The sequence below is a fragment of the Mesorhizobium sp. M7D.F.Ca.US.004.03.1.1 genome, assembly GCF_003998635.1.
GTDB lineage: Bacteria > Pseudomonadota > Alphaproteobacteria > Rhizobiales > Rhizobiaceae > Mesorhizobium > Mesorhizobium loti.
In genome coordinates, this window is sequence record NZ_RZQG01000595.1 from 1 (window position 1) to 3,769 (window position 3,769).

Genomic DNA, 3,769 nt, shown 5'->3' on the forward strand with positions numbered 1-3,769 from the left:
GCTATACGTTGGGGACATCCGGCCGCGCGCTGGCGTCCGGCGAAAGATTCGGCTTTGCCAGCCGGCTCGACGTGCCTAAGAACGGCGTAAGGACCGTTTTGGTCACTTTCGCCCAATAGGCGATCACCGGGGAAAGACCACCAATGCCCATCGTACGCGGCAAGGACATCGAAGTCCTGTTTTCGGCATCGGCGATCGCGCGGCGCAATCTCGAGCTTGCCAAGGAGATCGCCGGCCACGATTATCACGATTTGCTGGTGATCTCGGTGCTGAAGGGCTCGTTCATCTTCGCCGCCGATCTCATCCGCGCCATGCACGATGTCGGCCTGTCGCCCGAGGTCGAATTCATCTTCATCTCCAGCTACGGCGCCGGCACCACCAGCGGCGAGGTGAGGGTGCTGCGCGACATCGACAATGAGGTCGCCGGCCGTGACGTGCTGTTGATCGACGACATTCTCGAATCGGGCAAGACGCTGAGCTTCACCCGCGACCTGATGCTGTCGCGGGGCGCCAAGAGCTGTTCCATCGCGGTGCTGCTCGACAAGCGCATGCGCCGCCAGACCGCGCTCAATGCCGACTATGTCGGCTTCGACTGCCCCGACTATTTCGTCGTCGGCTACGGCATGGACGTTGCCCACGCTTTTCGCGAGTTGCCGTTTGTCGGCGTCGTCAAAGGGGACGTGTGAGCGACATCAAAAATGCTTGGCGATGCTGCGCGCTTTCAGGAAAAGTCAACTTTTCAGCGCCAAATATGCCGGCCATGGCAAAGCTTCTGATCGTCGAGGACGATGAGTCCGTCCGCACCCTGGCAGCCCGCGCGCTTGAACGCGCCGGGCACACAATCGATATCGCGGCGGACGGCGCGCAAGGGCTTTCGCTGATCCAGGCCGCGCGTGGCGGCTACGATCTTGTCGTCTCCGACATCCGCATGCCGGAGATGGACGGCATCGAGATGGCGATCGCGGCGGCAGCGCTCTTCCCATCGATGAAGATCATGCTGATGACCGGCTATGCCGACCAGCGCGAGCGTGCCGAGGAATTGAACGGCATTATCCTCGATGTCGTGCAGAAGCCTTTTACGCTGGCCGAAATCCGCTCGCGCGTCGAACGGGCGCTGATCTGCTTCGCCTGATCAGGCTGGATCGGCAGCAGTGAGCACGGGTGCAGCGCTCTTGCGCCGTTCGGTGTTGAGCGCCATCAGGCCGGCGCCGATGATCAAGGCAGCACCGATCACGGTTGTCGACCGTGGTACTTCGGCGAAGAACAGGAAACCCCACAGCGGCGACCACAGGATGCCGGTGTATTCGAAAGTGGCAACGCGGTTGGCCGGCGCCATCCGGTAGGCCTGCGACAGCAAGATCATACCTGCCGAAGCGACGAAACCGCAGGCCGCCATCTTGAGAAAATCGGGCAGCGTCGGCCACAGCCAGGGCCGCACCAGGAATTCCAGGCTCGGGTGGACGGCGTGAGTTATGCCAGCAAGGTGAAACGCGCCGGCCACCACGGCGGCGCCAACCAGATAGGCGCCGTTCTGATAGAAGGCCATGACGGTGGACGATTCGGTATCGCCGATCTTGCGGGCCATCAACTGCGAAAAACCATAGAGCGCCGCCGAGCCCAGTGACAGCAGCGCCGCCCAGTCGAACAGCCCGGCGCCCGGGCGCAGCATCACGAGGACGCCGAACAGCCCGATCAGCACGGTCGCCAGCGTCCGCCAGGAGACGCGCTCGCCAAGATACGGCCCGGCCAGCGCCATGATGAACAGCGGCGCCATGAAGTAGAGCGCCACCGCATCGGCCAGCGGCAAGGCAGCGATGGCCAGATAGTACACCGTATAGGAGGTGAACTGGATGAAGGCGCGCACAGTAAGCATGCCGAATCGCCTCGACAGGATCGCCCGCAAGCCGACATCGGCATGGACCAGAAAGATCAGGATCGGCAGGGCGACGATCGAGCGGATCGCCATCACCTCGGTCACCGGATAGAAGCTCGACACGGCTTTGACGAGCGGATCCTGCAGCGAGAAGACCAGCACGCCCAGACACAGGCTCAGGATGCCGCGCACCATCCGGTTCTGCATGAGGATTCCAGGCTCCAGTACCGCGCCCGCAAGCACGCTTGTGCAAGTGAAAAAAGAACCCGCCACCGTTTCGGGCAGCGGGCACGAGTGAGGACTCTTGATTGGTCCGCGGCTGATTTCGCAGTCGCATATCCAATGGGCGTGGCCACTATCATCCTGCGTTTGACATGTTGCAAACGAATTGGAATGATGCCAGCGATCAAATTTCCTTATGGCGGATTTCATGCGACCGACCCTCGACAGCGACCTCCTGCGCACCTTCGTGGCGATTGCCGAGACCGGCAATTTCACCAAGGCGGCGGAGCAGGCCGGCCGCACCCAGTCGGCGGTGTCGATGCAGATGAAGAAGCTCGAAGAGCTGATTGGCGACAGTCTGTTCGAGCGCGGTTCGCGCGGCGTCGCGCTGACGCGGCGCGGCGGCGAACTCATCGTCAACGCCCGCCGCATTGTCTCGCTGCTCGACGAGACGTCGGCGTCGATGGCGGCGCCGCCGCTCGGCGGGCCGGTGCGCATCGGCATTCCCGAGGAGTATGGCCACGCCATCCTGTCGCGCGCGCTCGGTGCCTTTTCGAAGCGCCATACACAGGTCGAGGTCACCGTGCGCTATGCGCATTCGGGGGCACAGATAGCCGCGCTTGCCGCCGGCGAACTCGATCTGTGCGTGGTGTTTGAATGGCAGGATCCTGCCGGCGGCGAAGTGCTGATGCACGATCCGACCGTGTGGGTAACGTCGACCCTGCACCATATGCATGAGGAACAGCCGGTGCCGATCGCACTCTACAACCGGGCCGGCTGGTGCAAGGACTTCGCCATCAAATCGCTGGAGCAACGCGATCTTGCCTATCGTGTCGCCTATACCAGCGACACCACCGGCGGCCTCAAGCTCGCCGTCACCTCCGGACTGGCGATCGCGCCGATTTCACGCAGCAACATTCCCGACGGCTGCCGTGAACTGACGACCGCGGACGGGTTCGGCGCCATCGATTCCTCGAATGTGGTGATGCACCGCAACCCGAATGCGTCAGGCGAGGCGATCGACGGTATGCAGGAGGCAATCCGCGAAGCGTTCGTCAACAGGCTCAGTCAGCCGGCGGCATCTTCATAGAAATGCAGGCGGTTGCCGAATGGATCGGCGACCGATACCTCGCGGGTCTTCCACGGCGTCTCTTCCAGGCCCGGCTTGGCGAACCGGTATTTCTTGCCGATCAGTTCGCCATGCAGCGCGGCGATGTCCTCGACCTTGATGCGCACGGCAATGCCGGGTGCACCGTCGCCGTGATGTTCGCTGAGATGCAGGACGCAGCCATCGCGGCCGATCGCCATGTAAAGCGGCGCGTTGTCGTCGAAGCGATGCTCCTACTGCACCTCGAAGCCGAGGAAGCCGACATAGAATTCACGCGCCTTGGCAATGTCGAAGATGCGCAGGATGGGCGTGACGGCGCCAAGTCTAGGCATGGTGGTGCAACCGTTGAAGAGGGTTTTCGGGCGGGGTGGGAGGCGGGCAATCCCTATTTCAGCTCGAGCAGCCGTTCGAGATAGCTGCGTTCGATGTCGGGGCTGAGCGCATTGCCGAGCCGCTTGCGGATCGCTTCCAGAATCTGGCGGGCGCGCTGCACGTCGATCTCGTCGGGCACCTTCACCGAATCGCCGAAATCGGGACCCTGGCTGGCGCGCGGCCGGCCGAGCGCC

General features: G+C 62.9%; 5 protein-coding genes and 1 pseudogene. 3 read left to right on the forward strand and 3 right to left on the reverse strand.

Annotated elements, in window-relative coordinates; all coding sequences use genetic code 11:
* The first annotated feature begins 143 nt into the window (after nucleotides 1–143).
* Together hpt and EN935_RS26060 are read left to right on the forward strand one after the other, a co-directional pair.
* Nucleotides 144–686 carry a hypoxanthine phosphoribosyltransferase gene (gene hpt / locus EN935_RS26055; RefSeq protein WP_056583612.1) on the forward strand — a complete coding sequence of 181 codons (543 nt, stop codon included), beginning with the start codon at nucleotides 144–146 and terminating at the stop codon, nucleotides 684–686.
* 74 nt (nucleotides 687–760) lie between these two features.
* Complete coding sequence (locus EN935_RS26060; protein WP_164548794.1) at nucleotides 761–1,132, forward strand: response regulator; 372 nt, start codon at nucleotides 761–763, stop codon at nucleotides 1,130–1,132.
* Here the strand turns inward: EN935_RS26060 and EN935_RS26065 are convergent, their stop codons facing one another.
* Nucleotides 1,133–2,080 carry a DMT family transporter gene (locus EN935_RS26065; protein WP_164757677.1) on the reverse strand — a complete coding sequence of 316 codons (948 nt, stop codon included), beginning with the start codon at nucleotides 2,078–2,080 and terminating at the stop codon, nucleotides 1,133–1,135.
* 223 nt (nucleotides 2,081–2,303) lie between these two features.
* Here EN935_RS26065 and EN935_RS26070 point away from each other — a divergent pair, with 223 nt between their 5' ends.
* Nucleotides 2,304–3,185 carry a LysR family transcriptional regulator gene (locus EN935_RS26070; RefSeq protein ID WP_127264059.1) on the forward strand — a complete coding sequence of 294 codons (882 nt, stop codon included), beginning with the start codon at nucleotides 2,304–2,306 and terminating at the stop codon, nucleotides 3,183–3,185.
* On the opposite strand, the pseudogene EN935_RS26075 reads toward EN935_RS26070, so the two are convergent.
* Nucleotides 3,164–3,535, reverse strand: a pseudogene (locus EN935_RS26075) (glyoxalase superfamily protein). The gene EN935_RS26070 and the pseudogene EN935_RS26075 overlap by 22 nt on opposite strands.
* Before the next feature lie 53 nt (nucleotides 3,536–3,588).
* The coding region (locus EN935_RS26080) for a DUF4175 family protein (protein WP_127373755.1) at nucleotides 3,589–3,769 on the reverse strand (181 nt) is incomplete at its 5' end.